The 18938-nt window shown below is 71.9% G+C and carries 18 protein-coding genes; 8 read left to right on the plus strand and 10 right to left on the minus strand.

The features are described from left to right. Positions 1-11 precede the first annotated feature (11 nt). From H030_RS35930 to H030_RS0100135, 4 genes are read left to right on the plus strand one after another with little or no spacing between them, the layout of a single operon-like run. Positions 12-668 carry an NUDIX hydrolase gene (locus tag H030_RS35930; protein ID WP_081690389.1) on the plus strand — a complete coding sequence of 219 codons (657 nt, stop codon included), beginning with the start codon at positions 12-14 and terminating at the stop codon, positions 666-668. Then, positions 669-995, plus strand: a complete 327-nt coding sequence (locus H030_RS0100125; RefSeq protein WP_027004613.1) for a hypothetical protein — start codon at positions 669-671, stop codon at positions 993-995. A gap of 16 nt (positions 996-1011) precedes the next feature. Beyond that, a complete protein-coding gene (locus tag H030_RS0100130) occupies positions 1012-5274 on the plus strand; it encodes a multifunctional oxoglutarate decarboxylase/oxoglutarate dehydrogenase thiamine pyrophosphate-binding subunit/dihydrolipoyllysine-residue succinyltransferase subunit (RefSeq protein WP_027004614.1) in 4263 nt (1420 codons plus the stop codon). 56 nt (positions 5275-5330) lie between these two features. Further along, entirely contained in the window at positions 5331-6539 is a 1209-nt protein-coding gene (locus tag H030_RS0100135) for a winged helix DNA-binding domain-containing protein (protein ID WP_027004615.1), read from the plus strand. Here the strand turns inward: H030_RS0100135 and H030_RS0100140 are convergent. Together H030_RS0100140 and H030_RS28045 are read right to left on the minus strand one after the other, a co-directional pair. Next, positions 6503-6853, minus strand: a complete 351-nt coding sequence (locus H030_RS0100140; protein ID WP_027004616.1) for a DUF952 domain-containing protein — start codon at positions 6851-6853, stop codon at positions 6503-6505. The genes H030_RS0100135 and H030_RS0100140 overlap by 37 nt on opposite strands. Then, positions 6850-7755 (minus strand): DUF1028 domain-containing protein, encoded by a 906-nt coding sequence (locus H030_RS28045; RefSeq protein ID WP_051221330.1) that lies wholly within the window; start codon positions 7753-7755, stop codon positions 6850-6852. The genes H030_RS0100140 and H030_RS28045 overlap by 4 nt, the downstream gene beginning before the upstream one ends. On the opposite strand from H030_RS28045, the gene H030_RS0100150 reads away from it, so the two are divergent. The 4 genes from H030_RS0100150 to H030_RS28055 are packed head-to-tail and all read left to right on the plus strand — an operon-like array spanning position 7754 to position 9669. After that, a complete protein-coding gene (locus H030_RS0100150; RefSeq protein ID WP_027004617.1) occupies positions 7754-8032 on the plus strand; it encodes an MGMT family protein in 279 nt (92 codons plus the stop codon). The two genes, H030_RS28045 and H030_RS0100150, sit on opposite strands and share 2 nt — an antisense overlap. A gap of 11 nt (positions 8033-8043) precedes the next feature. Then, positions 8044-8562, plus strand: coding sequence for a cupin domain-containing protein (locus H030_RS28050; protein WP_051221331.1), 519 nt, complete (start codon positions 8044-8046; stop codon positions 8560-8562). Next, a complete protein-coding gene (locus tag H030_RS0100160; RefSeq protein WP_027004618.1) occupies positions 8546-8962 on the plus strand; it encodes a secondary thiamine-phosphate synthase enzyme YjbQ in 417 nt (138 codons plus the stop codon). The genes H030_RS28050 and H030_RS0100160 overlap by 17 nt, the downstream gene beginning before the upstream one ends. Continuing rightward, the gene (locus H030_RS28055) at positions 8959-9669 is read left to right on the plus strand and encodes a class I SAM-dependent methyltransferase (protein WP_051221332.1); all 711 of its coding nucleotides are present in this window, start codon (positions 8959-8961) and stop codon (positions 9667-9669) included. Before H030_RS0100160 ends, H030_RS28055 begins: the two co-directional genes overlap by 4 nt. Here H030_RS28055 and H030_RS28060 read toward each other — a convergent pair. The 8 genes from H030_RS28060 to H030_RS38720 form a co-directional block, all read right to left on the minus strand. Further along, the gene (locus tag H030_RS28060; protein ID WP_051221333.1) at positions 9657-10406 is read right to left on the minus strand and encodes a peptidase E; all 750 of its coding nucleotides are present in this window, start codon (positions 10404-10406) and stop codon (positions 9657-9659) included. The genes H030_RS28055 and H030_RS28060 overlap by 13 nt on opposite strands. Before the next feature lie 38 nt (positions 10407-10444). After that, complete coding sequence (locus tag H030_RS0100175; RefSeq protein ID WP_196808944.1) at positions 10445-11179, minus strand: peptidase E; 735 nt, start codon at positions 11177-11179, stop codon at positions 10445-10447. Positions 11180-11266: 87 nt separating this feature from the next. Beyond that, on the minus strand, positions 11267-12043 hold the full coding sequence (locus H030_RS0100180) for a crotonase/enoyl-CoA hydratase family protein (protein ID WP_027004620.1): 777 nt from the start codon (positions 12041-12043) through the stop codon (positions 11267-11269). 49 nt (positions 12044-12092) lie between these two features. After that, on the minus strand, positions 12093-13625 hold the full coding sequence (locus H030_RS28065) for a M28 family peptidase (RefSeq protein WP_051221334.1): 1533 nt from the start codon (positions 13623-13625) through the stop codon (positions 12093-12095). 92 nt (positions 13626-13717) lie between these two features. Beyond that, entirely contained in the window at positions 13718-15838 is a 2121-nt protein-coding gene (locus H030_RS0100190; RefSeq protein WP_081690392.1) for a CocE/NonD family hydrolase, read from the minus strand. A 33-nt stretch (positions 15839-15871) separates the two neighbouring features. Then, positions 15872-16555: an endonuclease NucS gene (nucS, locus tag H030_RS0100195; RefSeq protein WP_027004622.1), complete on the minus strand. Its 684-nt coding sequence runs from the start codon at positions 16553-16555 to the stop codon at positions 15872-15874. A 66-nt stretch (positions 16556-16621) separates the two neighbouring features. Beyond that, entirely contained in the window at positions 16622-18079 is a 1458-nt protein-coding gene (locus H030_RS0100200) for a hypothetical protein (RefSeq protein WP_155891743.1), read from the minus strand. A gap of 335 nt (positions 18080-18414) precedes the next feature. Then, the gene (locus H030_RS38720; RefSeq protein ID WP_155891744.1) at positions 18415-18600 is read right to left on the minus strand and encodes a hypothetical protein; all 186 of its coding nucleotides are present in this window, start codon (positions 18598-18600) and stop codon (positions 18415-18417) included. Between the last annotated feature and the right edge of the window lie 338 nt (positions 18601-18938).

Consider the following 18938-nt stretch of genomic DNA (forward strand, 5'->3'; position numbering starts at 1 on the left):
CTGCGGATTGGATGACGCAAGCGCAGGCACCCGCGCTGCTCGCTCGCGGCCCTTGGGCCGGCGAGCAGGTCAACGCGGTCTGGCTGGACGAGGCCTTCGAACCCGACGCCGGGAAGGTCGAAGCCGCCGACGCCGCGATCGCCTCGCTGCGCGACCGCGGCTCGCCCGCCCACGACGGGATCGGCGCCCGCCTCGTCGAGTACGAAGCCACCCCCGAGGGCGCGTTGCACATCAAGTTGCAGCGCCTCCGCTGGGCCCTGCGCCTGGTCGAGGGCGACGCCTCCGAGACGATCTCCGCCCTCTGCGTGACCCGCGACGCCGACGGCCGCTGGCTCGCGGGCCGACGAGCCGCGTGGGTCGCCTCCTGGGCCGGGCGCTGGGCGCTCGGCGCCGGCGGCGCGGTCGACGAGGGCGAGTCACCCTTCACGACGCTCACCCGTGAGCTTCAAGAGGAGTGGTCGGTCGCCGCCGAGCGCGTCCAGGGCGAGGCGCTCGTGCGCCTGCCGCACAACATGATCATGTTCATCGGGCAGGCCTGGCTCCCGCCGGGTGCCGAGGTGGTCCCGGATCACGAGCACGACGCGTACGCGTGGTGGCCGGCCGAGATCGACGACTGGCCGCCCGAGGCCGACGAACCGCTGCGCGCCGTCGCGCGCCTCCTGCAGTAAGTGACCAAGGCAACCCGCCTCACCCCGTCGTTCGAGGTGCTCAAGCGCCTGTCGTTCGCGCACTCGACCGTCTACCTGATCCTGCTCACCGTCTGGATCATCCCCGGCCTCCACACGCTCGAGTTCGTGTTCGGCCTTGCGCACGGTGTCGGGTGGATCTGCATGTGCGTGTTGTGCATCGAGGCACTTCGGGCACGTGTGATCCCACTGCAACTTGCGGTCGCCGTAGCCGTAATAGGTGCTGTCGGACCGTTCGTCGGTTCCTACGAGTTCATCCGCGAATCACGCCGCAGAGACCTAACCGTCGCTAACAGCAATCAGCGCTAGAGTCAAGAAAAGAGACATGGCCGTCGAAGCCGCAGCTATCGAGGTCACCCTCCCCGCGATGGGGGAGTCGGTGACGGAAGGCACCATCCTGGAGTGGCACAAGCAGGAGGGTGACACCATCGAGGCAGACGAGACGCTCGTCGAGGTCTCGACCGACAAGGTCGACGCGGAGGTGCCCGCTCCCATCAGCGGCACCATCGTGAAGATCCACTTCGCCGAGGGCGACACCGTGCAGGTGGGCGCCGTCCTCGCGGAGATCGCGGCGGGTGACGGCAGTGCGGGATCCGCGTCTCCCAACGGCAACGGGAGTGGTGCGCCCGCAGCGGCGCCCGCCGACGACACGCCCGGCGAGATCGTCGACATCGTCACGCCCGCGGGCGGCGAGTCGGTGACCGAGGGCACCATCTTGGAGTGGGCGGTCAAGGTCGGCGACGTCGTCGGCGACGGCGACACGGTCGTGGAGATCTCGACCGACAAGGTCGACATGGAGCTCCCGTCCCCGGCGGCGGGCACGATCACCGAGCTGCTCGCCGAGGAGGGCGCGACCGTCACGGTCGGCCAGGTCATCGCGCGGCTGCAGCTCGGCTCCGGCAACGGCGCGAGCGCGCCCGCCGCGGCTCCCGCCTCCGGCAACGGCGCGGCTGCCGCAACGCCTACACCTTCCGGGACGGTCCCCGCCGACACCAAGGTCACCCCCGTCGCCGCGCGCGTCGCGGCCGACCAGGGCGTCGACCTCGGCCAGGTCACCGGCACCGGCCCGCAGGGCCGCATCACCAAGGACGACGTCCTGTCGTTCGATCCGGCCTCGGTCGTCGGCAAGAAGACCGTCCTCAAGGGCGGCGCCGCGATGCTCGCCCGCTACATGGACGAGTCGCGCGAGATCCCGACCGCGACCTCGTTCCGGACGATCACCGTCACCGCGATGGACGCCCGGCGCAAGCAGCTCAAGGACGCCGGCCAGAAGGTCTCCTTCACGCACCTGATCGCGTACGCGATCTCGCTGGCCGCCCAGCAGGACATGCCGGTGATGGCGCACCACTTCGACACGATCGACGGCAGGCCGACGCGCATCGACGACGAGGCCGTCAACCTCGGCATCGCCGTCGACGTCCAGAAGAAGGACGGCTCGCGCACGCTGATGGTCCCGGTCATCCGGGACGCGGGCCGCCTGTCGTTCGCCGGCTTCAAGGCCGCCTTCGACGAGCTGATCGCCAAGGCGCGCGAGAACAAGCTGGGTGCCGACGACCTCGTCGGCGCCAACGTCCAGCTGACGAACCCCGGCGGCATCGGCACGATCGCGTCCGTCCCGCGCCTGATGAAGGGCAACGGCACGATCATCGCGACCGGCTCGATCGCCTACCCGGTGGGCCTCGGGAACATCGGCGACATGATCGGCGCCGAGAAGGTCATGACCATGACCTCGACCTACGACCACCGCGTCATCCAGGGCGCGGAGTCCGGCCGGTTCCTGCAGGTCGTCGAGGCCTACCTCCAGGGCGAGAACGGCTTCTACGACGGCGTCTTCGCCTCGCTGGGCGCGCAGCTCGGCCCGGCGCCGACGCCGCCCGCGCCGGCTGCCGCCGCTGCCGCCGCGCGCGAGGCCCGCGCCGGCGACCGCCGCGCGCCGGTCATCGACGAGGAGCTGTTGCAGGCCGTCCAGGCGGCGACGTCGCTGCTGAAGGCGCACCGCACGCACGGCCACCTCGCCGCCAAGCTCGACCCGCTGGGCACCGAGCCCGAGGGCGATCCGGCGCTCGACCCGGACACCGTCGGCCTGACGCCGCAGCTGATGGCCCAGATCCCGGCGCGGATCCTGCGGATGCACGTCCCGGGCGCGACGCTCGCCGACGCGCTGCCGCACCTGCGCGAGACCTACTGCGGGACGATCGCCTACGAGATCGAGCACATCGCCTCCCACCGCCAGCGCACCTGGCTGCGCGAGAAGATCGAGGGCGGCGAGTTCCGCAAGCCGCTGACGACCGAGGAGCAGAAGGCGCTGTTGACGCGCCTGATCGAGGTCGACGCGTTCGAGCGCTTCATGCACAAGGCCTACCTCGGCCAGAAGCAGTTCTCGATCGAGGGCCTCGACATGACGGTCCCGATGATCGACGAGGCGATCCAGCTCGCGGCCGCGCACGGCGCGCGTGAGGTCGTCGTCGGCATGGCGCACCGCGGCCGGCTGAACGTGTTGGCCCATAACCTGGGTCGCCCGTACGAGACGATCTTCGCCGAGTTCGAGGGCGCCTCCACGCTGGAGGCCGTCACGACGATCCCGCAGGGCGGGACCGGCGACGTCAAGTACCACCACGGCGCCCAGGGCAGCTACCAGCTGCCCAACGGCGAGAGCGTGTTGGTGAACTTGGAGAGCAACCCCTCGCACTTGGAGTTCGTCGCCCCGGTCGTCGTCGGCGCCGCGCGCGCCGCGCAGACCACGCGCCAGGGCCCGCACGCCCACCGCGACACGGACGCGGCGATGCCGATCGTCCTGCACGGCGACGCGGCGTTCCCGGGCCAGGGCGTCGTCGCGGAGGCGCTGAACATGCAGGCGCTCGACGGCTACAAGGTCGGCGGCACGCTGCACCTCGTCACCAACAACCAGGTCGGCTTCACCACCGACCCGGAGGACGCGCGCTCCACGCGCTGGGCGTCGGACCTCGCCAAGGGCTACGACGTCCCGATCATCCACGTCAACGCCGACGACGTGCAGGCCTGCGTCCACGCGGTCCGGCTCGCGTTCGCCTACCGCGAGGAGTTCGGCCACGACGTCGTCATCGACCTGATCGGCTACCGCCGCTTCGGCCACAACGAGGCCGACGAGCCCGCGTACACGCAGCCCGAGATGTACGCCAAGATCAAGGGCCACAAGCGCGCGTCCGAGATCTGGGCGGAGCGCATGGTCAAGGACAACGTCGTGAGCAACGACGAGGTCGAGGCCGGCCGCCAGGAGGTCTGGGACCGCCTGAGCGCGCTGCACGCCGACCTGAAGGCCAAGATCAAGGCGGCCGAGGCGTCGGGCGGCGTGACCGCGCAGACCGGCGAGTACCAGCTCGACCGCTCGCCGTCGCCGGACGTGCCGACGGCCGTGTCGAGGGATCGCCTGGAGTCCCTGAACGAGGAGCTCCTGACGACGCCCGACGGCTTCACCGTCCACCCCAAGCTCGTCAAGCAGCTCGACACGCGCCGCGCGGCGATCGGCCCGGACGGCGGGATCACGTGGGCCCACGCGGAGCAGCTGGCGTACGCGTCGCTGCTGACCGAGGGCACGCCGATCCGCCTGACCGGCCAGGACGTCGAGCGCGGCACGTTCTCGCAGCGCCACCTCGTCCTGCACGACGCGAAGACCGGGCAGACGTTCTGCCCGATCCAGTCGCTGCCGGGCGCGCTCGCACCGCTGGAGCTGCACAACTCCCCGCTGAGCGAGATCGCCTGCCTCGGCTTCGAGTACGGCTACTCCGCCGAGGCGCCCGAGACGCTGGTGCTCTGGGAGGCGCAGTTCGGCGACTTCGCCAACGGCGCGCAGGTCATCATCGACCAGTTCATCGTGTCCGGCCTGGCCAAGTGGGGCCAGACGTCGCGGCTGACGCTGCTGCTCCCGCACGGCTACGAGGGCTCGGGCCCGGAGCACTCCTCCGCCCGCATCGAGCGCTTCCTGCAGCTGGCGGCCGAGGGCAACATCCGCGTCGCCAACCTCACGACGCCGGCGCAGTACTTCCACCTGCTGCGCCGCCAGGCCCGGATCACCAAGCAGCGCCCGCTGGTGATCTTCACGCCGAAGTCGCTGCTGCGCCTGCCGCAGGCCACGAACCGGATCGAGCACCTCGCCGAGTCGCGGTTCTTCCCGGTCCTCGGCGAGCCGCGCGTCCCGATCGAGAAGGTCACGCGCCTGGTGCTGTGCACCGGCAAGATCTACTACGACCTGGTCTCGCACCCCAACCGCAAGGACAACGAGAGCGTGGCCGTCGGCCGCATCGAGTTGCTCTACCCCTTCCCGGAGGGGCAGGTCCTGGAGCTCATCAACACCTACCCGAACCTCAGGGAGGTCGTGTGGGTGCAGGAGGAGCCGCGCAACATGGGCGCCCGCGCCCACATGTCGCCGCGCCTGCTGCAGGTGCTGCCGGACCACATCGCGTTCGGGTACATCGGGCGCCCGGAGCGCGCGAGCCCGGGCGAGGGCTACCCGGCCGCGCACACCGCCGAGCAGAACCGCATCCTGCGGACCGCGCTCGACGTGCAGACGCCGGTGAGCATGTACCCCATCAAGACGCCGGGTGAGCGCTGAACGCTCGCCCAGAGGGCGAGGTTCAGTCGCGCGAACTCGCTAGCGCTCCTTCGCGCATGCGAACGTTTTCTGTCGCCGAGCGGCGCGCCCGGATCGGGGCGCGCCACCGGCTGGCGGGCGGTGCCCTGGCCGCGTCGGCCGAGGAGGTCGCGAGCAGTCTCGTCGCGATCCACTCGACCGACGCGGCCAGCGTCGTTCTGGCCCTGTGGGCGCGGCTGGCGGACCGGGCGGCCGCGGCTTCGGCGGTGGAGGACGCGCTCTACGAGGAGCGCACGCTGCTGCGGCTGATGGGGATGCGGCGGACGATGTTCGTCGTGGACCGCTCGGTGGCGCCGCTGGTGCAGGCCGCATGCGGCTCGGTGGTCGAGGCGCGCGAGCGGGCCAAGGCCGTGAGGATGCTGGCCGACGTGGGCGTCGGCGGCAGGAGGCCGGAGGCGTGGCTGGCGCGGGCCGAGACGGCGGCGCTGGCGGTGCTGCACGACCGCGGCGAGTGCACGGCGACCGAGCTGGCCGACGCCGACCCGCTGCTGGCGACCGAGGTCAGCACCGGTCAGGGCAAGTGGAGCGCGACGCAGAAGATCGCGTCGCGCGTGCTGTTGTTGTTGGCCTTGCGCGGGGAGGCGATCCGGGCGCGGCCACGTGGCGGCTGGACGTCCACGCAGTTCCGCTGGGCGGCGTTCGACACGTGGGTCGGCGGGCCGCTGGAGGAGGTCCCGGTGGACGACGCGCGCGCCGCGCTGGCGCGGCGCTGGCTGCACACCTTCGGGCCCGCGCAGCCGAGCGACCTGCAGTGGTGGACCGGCTGGTCGGCCGGGCAGACCAAGAGGGCGCTGGCCGGCGACGACATCGTCGCCGTGGAGCTTCAGGAGCCCGACGACACGACGGTCGCCGGCATCCACCTCGCCGCCGACCTCGAACACGTCGAGGCGGCCGGCGATCCCTGGATCGCCCTCCTGCCCGCGCTCGACTCAACCCCTATGGGTTGGAAGCACCGCGCCTTCTACCTCGGCGCCCACGCCGACCACCTCTTCGACACCAACGGCAACGTGTCGCCGACGATCTGGGCCGACGGCGCGATCATCGGCGGCTGGACCCGCCGGCCGGACGGCACCGTCGCGACCAAGGTCCTGGAGCCGCAGAGCAAGGCCATCACCTCGCTCATCGCCGCCGAGGCCAAGGCGCTCGCACCCCGCCTCGGCGACGCGACGCTGGCGCCCCGCGCCCGCGGCTACTCGCCGCTGGAGCGCGGGTTGTTGAACGCGTAGCCGCCGTCGGCGTTCATCGGCAGGTCGATGGTGCCGACGACCGCGTCGGCGTTCAGCGGGCCGTAGATGTGGGGGAAGTCGTCGCCGACGTCGGTCGCCTGCTCCCACTTGAGCTCGGAGGTGAGGGCGTCGGTCTCGACCTCGAGGAGCAGGAGGTCGCCGGAGCCCTCGAAGATGCGGTTGGCCGTGGACTCCACCTGCTCGTAGGTCGAGCAGTGGATGAAGCCCTCCTCCTCGAGGGAGGGCGTCGTCAGCTCGCCGGCGTCCGCGGCGGCTTCCCAGGCGTCTTCGGTCGTGATGTGGAGGATCTTCATCCCTCTTGTCCTAGCGCATCGAGGACGGCAGCGGCGGCCGGGGCGACATCGGGCTCCAACCGCGACAACAACCCGCGCCACCCGGGCTGCAGCGCGATCGCCTCCCGGACCTGGGCCAGGCCGCGCTCGCGATCGCCGTGGTCGAACTCGGCGAGCCCGGCCCAGAACAGCAGCTCGTGGTTGCCGGGCGCCAGCGCGGCGGCCGCCCGGTAGGCGTCGCCCGCCTCGGCGTGGCGGCCCTCGCCGGTCAGGTCGTCGCCGCGCGTCGCCAGCGCGTAGGCGTCGTGCAGCGTCAGCAGCCGCTCCAGCTCGTCGAGCGGCTCCGGGTGGTCCTCCACGCGCAGGTCGACCGTCTTCTGCCACGGCTCGCCGCTCGCGGGAACGACGACCAGCGCGCTCGACTGCTTGCCGCGCGCGTCGCCGCCCGCGCCCTCGGCGGCCCGCAGCGCCGCGAGCAGGCGGCGCGCCAACGGCGTCCCGGGCGACGTCGCCGCGTACGCCGCCGCCATCGCCGGCCACACCTCCTCCGAGGCCATCATGTTGGCCTGGACGCTGAAGTCCTCCCCGACGACGTGCCCCGCGTGGGCGATGCAGCCGTCGCCGGTGTGCGCCACCGGCGGCCCGGACGGCGCGATCACCGCGACCTGCCGGAACCGCGCCGCGCCGTCGGCGGCCAGCAGCGCGGGCAGCGCGTCGGCCGCCGAGGCACCCTCGCGCAGGGCCGAGAGCAGCCGCGACCCGTACGCCGGCTCGGCGACCGACTGCGTGCAGACCGCGCCGACGCCCGGCGCCGCCCACGTCACGATCGACCCCACGCTGAACCAGTGCGACTGCACCGCGCACCCCAGCTCGCCGGTCTCCGGATCGCGCGCCACGACCGAGTACGTTCCTCTGCGGACCATGCCACCAGCATCCCACCAGGAGATCCTCGATCGCATCGCGGCGATCCCCGAGGGCTTCGTCCGGACCTACGGCGACCTCAGCCCCGGCGCGCCGCGCCTGACCGGCACGATCCTGCGCACGACCACGCGCGACGTCCCCTGGTGGCGCGTCGTCCGCGCCGACGGCTCGCTGGCCAAGGGCGACCGCCAGCGCCGGCTGCTCTGGGACGAGGGCGTGCCGTTCACGCGCAGCGGGAAGGTCGACCTCGACGTCGCGCGCATTCTCCACGACGTGTGAACATGTAGGCGATGGCCCCCTCCCCCAACAACCCCAACATCTACGAGCCGCTCTACGACGAGCCGCGCGAGGAGCTCGACGGCTTCACCGCCCACCGCGCGCGCATCGGCCACCAGCTCGGCACCGAGCGCGTCGGCCTGAGCATGTGGCTCCTGCCCGCGGGCCAGACCGCCTACCCCTTCCACTTCCACCTCGCCGAGGAGGAGGTGCTGATCCTGCTCGAGGGCGACCTCGCGCTGCGCACCCCCGCGGGCTGGCAGCGCGTCCGCCGCGGCGACGTCCTGCGCTTCCCGACCGGCCCCGAGGGCGCCCACCAGCTCCACAACGACGGCGCCGTCCCCGCGCAGTTCCTCGCGGTCTCCACGCACGGCCAGCCGGACGTCGTGATCTACCCCGACGAGGGCAAGCTCAACGCCGCCGAGCGCCGCCCCGGCGGCGACGGCATGAAGGTGTACTTCAAGATGGACGACGCCGTGCCCTACTGGGACGGCATCCAGCGACCGGAGGTCGGCGATGTGGGCCCAGCGTGAGCTGACGCTCGGCGAGAGGCCGCGCGGCTTCCACCTCGTCACGCGTGAAGTCGTCGCACAACTCCCGGAGCTCCAAGAGCTACAGGTTGGTCTGCTGCACCTCCACATCCTCCACACCTCGGCGGGCCTGACGCTGAACGAGAACGCCTCGCCCGACGTGCGCCGCGACTTCGAGACGTGGGCCAACGCCTACGTGCCCGAGGACTTCGCCTGGACCCACACCGACGAGGGCGCCGACGACATGCCCGCGCACATCAAGTCATCGTTGATGGGCGCGTCGCTCTCGCTGCCGATCGCCCGCGGCCGCCTCGCGCTCGGGACCTGGCAGGGCATCTACCTGTGCGAGGCCCGCGACCGCGGCGGCGCCCGCCGGCTCATCGCGACCATGCACGGCGAGTGAGCGACCGCGACCCGGCGGCGGCCGTCGGCCCCTACGCCACGCTCGTCGAGGCGCACGGCCTCTCGGCCGCGCACCGCCTCGTCCTCGGTGCGGTCACGCCCGGCGCGCGCGTGCTCGACGTCGGCTGCGCGACCGGCTACCTGGCGCGCGAGCTATGGCAGCGCGGCGCCGCGTCGGTCGACGGCGTCGAGTTCGACCCCGTCGCCGCACAGCAGGCCCGCGCGCACTGCCGCGAGGTCGTCAGCGGCGACCTCGAGGCGACGCTCACCCGTGAGGCCGTCGCAGCGCTCGCCCAGCCCGACACCATCATCTGCGCCGATGTGCTGGAACATCTCCGCGACCCGTGGGACACGCTGACCTGGCTGCGGACGCTGCTCCCGGTCGACGGCAGCGGCAAGGCCATCATCTCGATCCCGAACATCGCGCACTGGACCGCCCGCCGCGCGCTGCTGCGCGGGCACTTCGACTACGCCGACCACGGCCTCTTCGACCGCACACACCTACGCTTCTTCACTCGCGACAGCGTGCGGGAACTGGCGCGCCGTGCAGGGTTCGCCGTCCAGGCGGAACTTCCGGCCGGCGCCCCGCTCCCGCTGGAGTCACGGGTCCCTGCACTGCGACGGGTGCGCGACCCGTGCGTACGCCGGTGTCCCGAGCTGTTCGCGTTGCAGTTCGTGTTGGTGCTGGTGCCGGATCAGCGGCCATAACGGGTCCGTCTCCATTCCTTGATGTCGTCGGGCAGCGGCCGCGTGCCCAGCGGCCCCGCCCCCAGCAGCTCCGGCTCGATGCGCGTCCGGACCAGCTCGCCGCCGACCGCGTCGACGCGCACCGCGGCGGTCCCGGGCCGGGCGGACACGACGCGCTTCAGGTCGGTCCCCTCGAAGACGAGCCCCACACCATCGTCGGCCGCCCACCCGCCCGGCAGCGCGCCGGTCCGGACCGCCTCCAGCCACACCGGCAGCCGCTCGGGCTCGCCGTCGGCGTGCACGCTCAGCGACCCCGGCAGGAAGCCGAGCCCCGGGTTGACGTCCGGCGGGCCGAACGACTTCGTCACGCCGCCCTCGAACCAGCACATCGCGCCCGCGCTCAGGCCGGCCAGGACGATCCCGGACTCCCACGCCTCGCGCAGCACGATGTCGAGCCCGTGCGCGACCCAGATCGCCAGCAGGTTGCGCAGCGAGCCGCCGCCGACGTAGATGACGTCGTGGGCGAGCACGATCTCGCGCAGCGTCCGGGCGTCGCCGTGGCGGCGGAAGAGGCTGAGCACCGTGGCCAGCGCGGCGCGGCGGCCGTAGGTGGCGTGGAACGCGGCGATCTGCTCGTTCGGGTCCCCGGACGCGGTCGGCAGGAACAGGATCCGCGGCTCGCGCCGGCCGCACAGCTCCAGGACCAGCTCGTCGAGCGCGGGATCGCCCGGCGGCGACGTGAAGCCGCCGCCGCCCATGGCGAGGATCGTTGGCGTGGGTCCTCGACCCGCGCTGCTCACGCGACCGCCAGCGCGGCACGTTCGGCGCCGAGGTACTGGACCGCCAGCGGGTGCTCGCCGTCGACCGACACGCGGTACGCCCGCGCCTTGGCGCGCGACGACACGACGCGCAGCAGCTCGCGGCCCTCGAAGTGCAGCGCGGCGCCGTCCTCGGCGGCATAGCCCTCGCGCATCCGGCCGTCGGCGATCATGTCGCGGAACGCGACCGCGCGGTCGGCCTCGCCGTCGTAGTGCACGCAGTTGGAATGCGGCAGGAGGCCGAGGCCCCGGACCGGCTCCGGAGGCCCGTGGAACGCGGTGATCGCCTCGCTGAACCAGCACAACGAGCCCGCGCTGAGCCCGCACAGCATGACGCCGCGGCGCCAGGCGCGCTTCAAGATGGTGTCCAACCCGTGGGCGCGCCAGGCCCCGAGCAGCGACAGGACGCTGCCGCCGCCGACGTAGATCAGGTCCTGTTGGAGGAGGTGCGCCTCGAGGTCGCCCTCGACGGCGCCCGCGCCCTTGTCGCGCCGGAACAGCGAGACGTGGCTGGTCTCCGCCACGGCCGCGAAGCGGCGGTAGAAGCGCACGACGTAGTGGTCGGCGTCGCCGGACGCGGTGGGGATGAAGCAGACCTTCGGCCGCTCCACCCCGGTCGCCCCCAGCACGTAGTCGTCGAGCAGCGGGTTCCCGGACTCCATCGAGAACCCTCCGCCGCCGAACGCGACGATCTGCGGTGGCCGCATGGACATGGCGCCATGGTGCCCGTGTGGGCACCTGGACCGCTCGTACGGGCGGTCGGAACCTCGCTCGACCGGCGGTCCTGGCCCCTTGCCCCGCTACTTCCCCTGCCAGACCGGGTCGCGCTTCTCCTTGAACGCCGACGCGCCCTCCTTGGCGTCGGCCGAGGTCATCACGGGGCCGGCGATCTCGCCCTGCTTGGCCCACTGCTCGGCGGCGGACCAGTCGAACTGCCGCTGCACGATCTCCTTCGAAGCGGCGAGCGCGAGCGGGCCGTTGCGGACGATGGCGGCCGCCAGCGCGAGCGCCTCGTCCACCGCGCTGCCGGGCGCGGCGAGGCGGTTGACGACGCCGAGCGCGTGGAAGCGCTCGGCCGGCCACGGGTCGCCGGTCAGCGCCAGCTCCATCACCGCGTGGTAGGGCATCCGCTTGGGCAGGTGCAGCAGCGCGCCGCCCGCGGCGACCAGCGAGCGCTTGGCCTCCGGGATCCCGAGCTTGGCGCCCTCGGCCGCGACGATCAGGTCGCACGCGAGCGCGACCTCGAAGCCGCCGGCGACCGCGAAGCCCTCGATCGCCGCGATCAGCGGCTTGCGCGCGCTGCGCTGGGCGATGCCCGCGAAGCCGCGGTCGCCGAACCACGGCGACTCACCCCTGACGAACGCGCCGAGGTCCATCCCGGCGCAGAAGAAGCCGCCCGCGCCGGTCAGGATGCCGAGTTGCAGGTCCTGCTCGGCGTCGAGGGTGTCGAGCGCCTCGGCGATCCCCTGCGCGACCGCGCCGTTGACCGCGTTGCGGACCTCGGGCCGGTTGATGGTGATGACCAGGACGCCGTCGCGGCGCTCGGTCAGGACGGCGGGCTCGGCTGCGTCGGACATGGCGCGGACCCTACCCGCGCCATGCCCGTCGCGTGCCGGAGCGGTGCGGCTACCGGACGGCCTGCGGGCCGACGTGATCCGGCGCCGCCTTGGCCTTCAGCTGGCGGCGCGCCGCCGTGTTGTCGGTCAGGTCGGCCGCGCGCTGGGCGAGCGTCACGACCGCGTTGGCGGCGTCGTCGGAGAACTCGTCGAACGCCTGCAGGTTCAGGTTCTGCAGGTTGTCGCAGGCCTGGTGGTAGCAGGCGTCGAACGGCGCGCCGGCGGTCCCGCCGTACTTCTGGGCCTGCTCGGCCGTCTTGATCTCCTCGGCGCCCGAGAACGTGCCGCCGGCCGGGATGCCGGCGTCGATGAACGGGCCGTAGTCGGAACGGCCGTCGAACGCGGTCGACTCGTGGGCGAGGCCCTTCTGATCCCAGTACGAGCTCAGGATCTGCTCGATGACGTCGGAGCCGACGGGGCCCGGGCCGGTGTCCGGGTTGTCGCTGCCGTCGCCGTCGTAGATCAGGCGCGCGTAGTTGGGCGAGGCCACCATGTCGAAGTTCAGGTTGGCCATGATGTCGTCCTTCTGGTCCTGCGTGAGGCTGTCAACGTAGTGCGTCGAGCCGAGCAGGCCGGACTCCTCGGCGCCCCAGAAGGCGAAGCGGATCGTGTTCCTGGGCTTCTTGAGGATCTTGGGCAGCTGGAGGGCGATCTCCAGGTCCTGCGCGGTGCCGGAGCCGTCGTCGTTGATGCCCGGGCCCTCGGTGACGCTGTCGAGGTGCGAGCCGACGACGGTCGTCCTGGCGCTGTCGCCCTTCTTGGTGTCGGCGAGCACGTTGTAGGTCTCGCGCGTCTCGTTGACCGTGGTGGTCACGACGTGGGCGGTGGTCCCGGCCGCGGCCTGGTTGGCAAGGTCATTGCCAACGGCGAACGAGGTGAACAGCACCGGGACGTCCTTGGGCCCGCCGAGCGTTCCGCCCTGCGAGTCGGTCCGCCCCTCCTGGCCCTCGTTGAAGATGATCACGGCGGACGCGCCGGCGGCGACCGCGTTGTCGACCTTGTCGCCGAACGCGCACGTACCGCGCTGGACCAGCGCGACGGCACCCGCCGGGAAGCCGGCGAAGTCCGCGGCCTCGCAGCCGGAGGTCGAGCTGGGCTCGTCCGCGGGCGGGAGCGTGAGGTCGACCGCGACCAGCGGCGCGGTCACGTCGCCGGAGCCGGAGTACTGCATGATGTTGAAGTCGTTGCCCGGGCCCTCGGTGTAGGTCCTGCTGTCGGTGGACAGCGTGGAGGGCGAGGACTCCTCGAAGTACGGGAAGTCGAACGGCTGGACGGTCACGTCGTAGCCGGCGCCCTGGAGCTGCCCGACGACGTAGTCGCGGGACTTGTTGAAGCCTGCGGTGCCGGACGCGCGGGTGCCGCCGTTGCGCTCGGCGATATTGGCCAGCGCGCGCTCGTGGCGCAGCATGCCCTGGACGGTGACGGCCCTCTGCAGCTGGGCGCTGTAGTCGGGCTGAGGCTTGGGCCTCTTGGCCGGCGCCGCGGTTGCGGCAGGGGCCAGCGCGCACGCGCAGACGAGCGCGGCGAGGATGATGCGGGACACGGGTTGGACCTCCCAAATCGGCCCGGCACGTGTGACGCGCCGGGAGTGTGGACGTCCGATGCCCGTGCGACCGCTCCTGAAACCTCAGCGGGTCAGCGGCATGGCTCACCGCGCAACGCCGGGCACCCGGGCAGCGCGGTCGGGACGGCGAGCCCCGGGACGACCGGGAGCGTCAGCGTCGCGCCGTCCAGCGTGATCCTCGCGGTCCCCTTCTTCGGGACCGTGTCCCCGAAGGCCCAGACCGGCTGGTCGCCGCGCGGCGGGCCGACGGTCACGCGGATGCGCGAGCCCGCGCGGTACGCGTGGCCCTGGTAGTACATGGGGATCGTGATGTTGGTGGCCTTGCCCGTGGGCAGCGGCGCGGCGTCCTTCTCGCGCAGCGACAGGACGGGCGCGAGCGGGGTCGACTTCTTCGCGTCCAGCTTGCGGTCCGACGCGCGCAGCCAGCCGGACTGCACGAACGTCTCCCTCCCGTCCGGGCGCAGCTCGGAGACCGTGACCTGCAGGTCGACGTCCGGGACGCTCGACTTGATGGTGGCCTTGAAGAAGCCGGCGCCGAGCGCGGTCTCGCTCGCGCTCAGCGGCTCGGTGGCCCAGGAGGCGACGGCGCCCGTCGGCGGCTGGGTCCACCTGTAGTTGGGGGTGTTGGTCCAGAGGCCGTTGGTGCCGCCGGCCGTGCTCCCGCTGAAGTCGTTGGCCGGGCGGCTGGTCCTCGACCACGTGAACGTCTGGGCGCCGCCGAGCTGCCACGCGTAGGCGCGGGTGCCGGGGGCCGGGAAGCGCGCGAAGTCGTGCTCGTAGGCGGGGCCGGGGGTGTTCGGCTTGGCCGGGTCGCCCGCGCCGTTGTCGAACAGGACGCGCACGGGCGGAGTCGAGTTGTAGGCGTTGAGCGCGTCGTCGTAGCTGGCCTTGCCCTGGACCGGGTCGGCCGGGAGCGTGAGGCCGGCGACGCCCATCGCGGTCTGGAAGACGACCGGCGCGGAGCCCTTGACCAGCGGCGACAGGTTCGGCGCGCGGTGGGCGACGTAGAGCTCCAGGAAGTCGTACCAGCGGTTGAACGTCGAGGGGTCCAGCGAGTCGATGTGCAGGCCGTTGGTGAAGGTGAAGTACTTGGTCCTGGTGCCGGTGAAGTGATCGGCCAGCGCCGGGCAGTGGCCGCCGGTCTGCTCGTCGGTGAACTGGCAGGCCATGAACGTCGGGGCCTGGATCCTGTTCACGAACGTGATCGGGCTGAGCGGGTCGGCGACGCTCGCGACGTAGTGCGCGTTCTGCGCCGTCTTCTCGAGGAGGTCGATCGCCTCGGGGTGGAGGTCCTGGTTGTCCTTGCAGATCCTGTCGCCGCCCTTGATGCGCTTGAGCGCCCAGGCCTGGCCGCCGGTGGCGGAGGCGGGCTTGGCGTCGTGGACGCGGTCCTTCGCCCAGGACAGCGCGAAGCCGGTGTTGAGGATGCCGCCGGGGTAGAGCGTCGTCTGGGTGTTGTCGATGACGCTCAGCGGCGTGATCGCCGAAAGCGACGGCGGGCGGGTGGCGGCGGTGAAGAGCTGACTGATGCCGCCGTAGGAGATGCCCATCATGCCGGGCCTGTGGTGCATGACCCAGGGCTGGCGGGCGACGGTCTCGACGGCGTCGTAGCCGTCGAGGCCCTGGAGCGGCTCGAAGTAGTCGAAGGCGCCGCCCGAGCAGCCGGTGCCGCGCATGTTGACGTCGACGACCGCGTAGCCGAGGAGGTTGGCGACCTGCGCGATCGACGACTCGCCGCCCGCGGGGTCGGCGTAGCCGTAGCCGGAGTACTCGACGAGCGTCGGGTAGGGCGCCGTGACGCCCGCCGGGAGGTGGACGTCGATGGCCAGCTGCGTCCCGTCGCGGGTCGTGAGGTAGCCGTAGCCGGACTTGGGGAGCCTCTGGTTGTAGATCTTGGTCGAGGGCGGCGTGCCGGCATCGCTCAGCACGCGCACGGGCTTGCTGTTCGCGACGCGGTAGCCGGAGCCGGGGGTGACGTCGCGGAACACCGCGCCGCCGAGCGACCCGGCCTTCTGGCGTGCCACCCTCTTCCCGGACCTGGTCAGGACGAGCGTCTGGCCCTTCCTGGCGCCAGTCACCTGGACCTGCTCAGCGCTGCCGCGGACGACGAGCGTCGCAGCCGACGCCGTCCCCACTCCGCACAGCATCAACCCCGCGGCTACCGCCGCGACCACCCCGAGAGACCGACCCATCGGCCGACCCTACTCCCGTCAGGGTGGTTCAGGTCAAACGAACAGCGTCAGATCGGGCTCGCGCTCGCCGCGCAGGACCGCGAGATCGACCTCGACGCAGCGCAGCCCGCGCGATTCCGCGAGGGTCCGGGCCTGCGGCTTGATCTGCTGCGCGGCCAGGACGCCCGTGATCTCCGCCATCGCCGGATCTTCCCGAAGGCGCTCCAGGTACCGCGTCAACTGCTCGACCGCGTCGATCGTCGCCACGCGCTTGATCTCGACGGCGACCCAGCCATCTTCGGCATCGCGGCACATCAGGTCGACCGGCCCGATGTCCGTCGCCCACTCCCGCTTGACGAGCCGGAACCCCTCGCCACACCAATGCGGCTGCTCGGCCAGCAGCTCCTGCAGATGCCGCTCGACCCCATCCTTCTCGAGCGCAGCAGCCTCACCCATGTCGTGCGTGACATCGCTGACGACCTCGCTGATCGCGATGTCCAACCGATCCTCGGTCGCCCCCGCCCGCTTGCGCACGACCATATGCGTCACCGGATCCTCACCCTCGAACTCGACGACCGTCGGCGGCGTCATCCAGTTCTGCGGCTTGTAGCCGCCGGTGTCGGCATGCACCATCACCGACCCATCCGACTTCACCATGATCAACCGCAGCGCCTCCGGCAGGAGGGCGTCGAGGCGGCCGGAGTAGCGGACTTCACAGCGGGCAACGATGAGACGCATCGCCACCGAACGGTACGCATCCCGCCGGGCGGAAGCGATCACGTCGTCGGCATCCAGCGGGACTCGTCAGCGTGTGAACGCTGCGACGAGATCGATCGCCGCGGCCGTCGGCGGGCCGCCGGGGAGCGAGGACGCGGGCAGCCTGTGCTTCGCCAGCGCCGAGGTGACGTAGGCCGCGCCGCCCTGGGCCTGGTCGGCCGTGAGCGCGCCCGAGACCCTTTGCGCCTTGAGCAGCGTCGCGAGCTTCGCACCGGCGGCGCGCTCGGCCTTCGCCGCCCCGCGGAGCTCCGTCACGAGCGCGCTTGCGTGTCGCTCCTGCGCCTTCAGTGCCGACGTGCGCCGGGCCTTCGCCGCCCCGCTCTCGCGGAAGACGGTGACCTGCAGCGCCTCGGCGCGCGCCGTCGCCGCGCGGCTCGCCGCGATGTAGCGGAGCTCCGCGGCGCGGAGCGCGGCGCAGAACCCCGCCGGCCCCGCGGGCTCGCGCGCGCAGTCCGGGAGCGTGACCTTCGTGCGCACCGGCCGCGGCTGCGCGAGCGTGCCGAAGTCCTTCCGCGGCGGGTCGTTGACGATCCGCGCGTCGGCCTCGAGCCGGCTGAGCAGCGTCACGCACTCGAAGCCCGACCCGGCGAGGATCACGTCGCCTGCGACCGCCGCGGCGGCCGCCGACTCCGCCGGGACGGCGACGCCCCACACGACCGCCGTCGTCCCGAGCACGACCTGCCCGCACGCCGCCTCCGCCCGGAACAGCGTGGTCAGGAAGTCGCTCTTCGCGAACACCTTCTGGCGCTCGATCGCCGGGATGTGCCTCCCGGCCGGCGTCCTGTGCGTCGCCCTGCCGCCTGCGTTCACGCGCACCTCGGAGGTGATCGCGATCTGCGTCGCGCGCGTGCCGCCGCCGGTCTCGCACGCGACGGTCTCCCTCGCCCGCGGCCCGCCGACGTCGAACGCCCTGCTCGCGTCCGCGTCGCCGCTGAGCGACGGCGAGAAGGCGTCGGCGAACGACGGGTCCTGGGTGACGGGCGGCACGGCCGGGCACACGCTCGAGGACCCACAGTGCTCCGTGTTGCAGAACAGCACCGAGCCGAAGTACTGGCAGCTCGGGCCGCCGGTGACGGTCACGTCGCTGCCCGACATCTGCGGCAGGTTCAGGTTGACGCCGAGCGTCCCGTCGCCGTGGCGCGTCACCGCGACGTTGTGCGTCGCGCTCCCGGGCGCCTGCGTGATCGTGCAGTGCGCCGGGGGATAGCCGCCGCCCTCGTCGTCGTCGATCGTCCCCTGCGCGGCGAGCTTCACGTGCAGGTCGCTCGCCTCGCCGGGGCCGGCGGTCGAACCGGAGACGTCCTCCACCCAGGACAGCGTCTCGCTCCGTCGCGCCGAGGACCCGGCGGACGGCCCGGAGCCGTCGAACGTGTCGTGCCACGCGTAGCTGCCGGTGTAGTGGATCTGGAACGCGCTGGTCGCCGCGGAGGCCGGCGCGACCAGCGCCAGCGAGAGCAGCACGCTGAGCACGACTGCGCGGCGCATCGTGCCGCCGACCATACACCCCTCGTCCACCCGTCCCACGACGCGATCTCGTCCAGATGGTCAAGCATTCGCAGTTCTGCGGTCTGCGAGCAGACCTAGGTTGCGCATCCCGCGCACGGATCTCCGGGGAGTGCCGGGGGAGGCTGGCTTGGCGGACAACTGACAGCGTCCGCCTCCGTTTGATCGGCGGCACGCACGGTCCGACTCGCGGCACCAGGCGACGTTCATGACCTCGACGATGACGAGGTGTCCGAGCCCGTGAAGCTCATGGCGGCAAGATCGTCCTCGACGACGTCGAATTGGGACTCGGTTCGATCGCGCGAACCGGTGATCGCCTACTCGGTGTCATGAGAACGTGGATCGTCGTGCTCGACCGTGCGAATGCGTGCTTCTGCCGCATCGAGGGCCGTTGCGAGCGTCATGACGGCCGAAGCCAGTTCGTTGACCGCAGCCTGCCAGCTGACGTGACGCGAAACGTCGTAAAGAGTCCGGCGCGCAGCGTCTTCGTGCGATGTCGGCATCACCTCATCGTATTCGAGACGAGCGCCCCCGTTGCTTCAGCGCTAACGAACACAGAGCACTTGCCTGCCGCCGGGATCGGGCGCGATCCCAACGGTGAGCGGCACTGATCGGCTGAGCCGCGGTCGCCGAGGCGGCCGCTCGATCCACCCTCAGCGTGGTTCCCGTAGCACGGTGCCGACAACGACGTGGGTTGCGACTGGGCGCGGGATGAAGGACAGCCGCTGCGTCAATCCACGTGGTTCAAGCACCAGGTGGCCAACCCCTATCACTTGATCATCACGTTCATGGTCGTTCAGCAACGTCGACGGTCTGCGAGCCGCGCTCTCGGTCGCCGGGC

The sequence above is a fragment of the Conexibacter woesei Iso977N genome, assembly GCF_000424625.1.
GTDB lineage: Bacteria > Actinomycetota > Thermoleophilia > Solirubrobacterales > Solirubrobacteraceae > Baekduia > Baekduia woesei_A.

Excerpts from the sequence above, each read along its gene's own strand:
- H030_RS0100150 (WP_027004617.1), top strand. The coding sequence starts at position 7,754 with ATGCCACCAGCATCCCACCAGGAGATCCTCGATCGCATCGCGGCGATC.
- H030_RS0100135 (WP_027004615.1), top strand. The coding sequence starts at position 5,331 with ATGCGAACGTTTTCTGTCGCCGAGCGGCGCGCCCGGATCGGGGCGCGC.
- H030_RS28060 (WP_051221333.1), bottom strand. The coding sequence starts at position 10,406 with ATGGGCGGCGGCGGCTTCACGTCGCCGCCGGGCGATCCCGCGCTCGAC.
- H030_RS38720 (WP_155891744.1), bottom strand. The coding sequence starts at position 18,600 with ATGCCGACATCGCACGAAGACGCTGCGCGCCGGACTCTTTACGACGTT.
- H030_RS0100200 (WP_155891743.1), bottom strand. The coding sequence starts at position 18,079 with ATGCGCCGCGCAGTCGTGCTCAGCGTGCTGCTCTCGCTGGCGCTGGTC.
- H030_RS0100180 (WP_027004620.1), bottom strand. The coding sequence starts at position 12,043 with ATGTCCGACGCAGCCGAGCCCGCCGTCCTGACCGAGCGCCGCGACGGC.
- H030_RS0100140 (WP_027004616.1), bottom strand. The coding sequence starts at position 6,853 with ATGAAGATCCTCCACATCACGACCGAAGACGCCTGGGAAGCCGCCGCG.
- H030_RS0100130 (WP_027004614.1), top strand. The coding sequence starts at position 1,012 with ATGGCCGTCGAAGCCGCAGCTATCGAGGTCACCCTCCCCGCGATGGGG.
- nucS (WP_027004622.1), bottom strand. The coding sequence starts at position 16,555 with ATGCGTCTCATCGTTGCCCGCTGTGAAGTCCGCTACTCCGGCCGCCTC.
- H030_RS28045 (WP_051221330.1), bottom strand. The coding sequence starts at position 7,755 with ATGGTCCGCAGAGGAACGTACTCGGTCGTGGCGCGCGATCCGGAGACC.
- H030_RS0100160 (WP_027004618.1), top strand. The coding sequence starts at position 8,546 with ATGTGGGCCCAGCGTGAGCTGACGCTCGGCGAGAGGCCGCGCGGCTTC.
- H030_RS28050 (WP_051221331.1), top strand. The coding sequence starts at position 8,044 with ATGGCCCCCTCCCCCAACAACCCCAACATCTACGAGCCGCTCTACGAC.
- H030_RS0100175 (WP_196808944.1), bottom strand. The coding sequence starts at position 11,179 with ATGTCCATGCGGCCACCGCAGATCGTCGCGTTCGGCGGCGGAGGGTTC.
- H030_RS0100190 (WP_081690392.1), bottom strand. The coding sequence starts at position 15,838 with ATGGGTCGGTCTCTCGGGGTGGTCGCGGCGGTAGCCGCGGGGTTGATG.
- H030_RS35930 (WP_081690389.1), top strand. The coding sequence starts at position 12 with ATGACGCAAGCGCAGGCACCCGCGCTGCTCGCTCGCGGCCCTTGGGCC.